Source organism: uncultured Psychroserpens sp., assembly GCF_947501425.1.
Taxonomy (GTDB): domain Bacteria; phylum Bacteroidota; class Bacteroidia; order Flavobacteriales; family Flavobacteriaceae; genus Psychroserpens.
Genome location: NZ_CANMVN010000032.1, coordinates 1 through 305, shown reverse-complemented (window position 1 = coordinate 305; position 305 = coordinate 1). Strand labels below are relative to the sequence as shown.

The following is a 305-nucleotide window of genomic DNA, read 5'->3' as shown; positions in this document are numbered from 1 at the left end:
CAAGGAACATACACAATCAATTGGACCTTCGATGATGGAAACGGCAACAGCATTGTGGTTCCTCAGAATGTGATTATTGATGATATCACAGATCCAGTGATACCAACACTCTCTGATATTACAGGCGAATGTTCAGCCACAGCCACCGCACCAACCACAACCGATAACTGTTCAGGCACACTCACAGGAACCACAAGTGATCCACTAACGTATAATTCGCAAGGAACCTTTGTAATCAACTGGACCTTCGATGATGGAAACGGCAATAGTATTGTTGTGCCGCAGAATGTGATTATTGATGATAT

General features: G+C 43.3%; 1 protein-coding gene. It reads left to right on the top strand.

What is annotated here, in order from left to right:
• The coding region (locus tag Q0951_RS17065) for a hypothetical protein (protein WP_299339540.1) at nt 1-305 on the top strand (305 nt) is incomplete at both ends.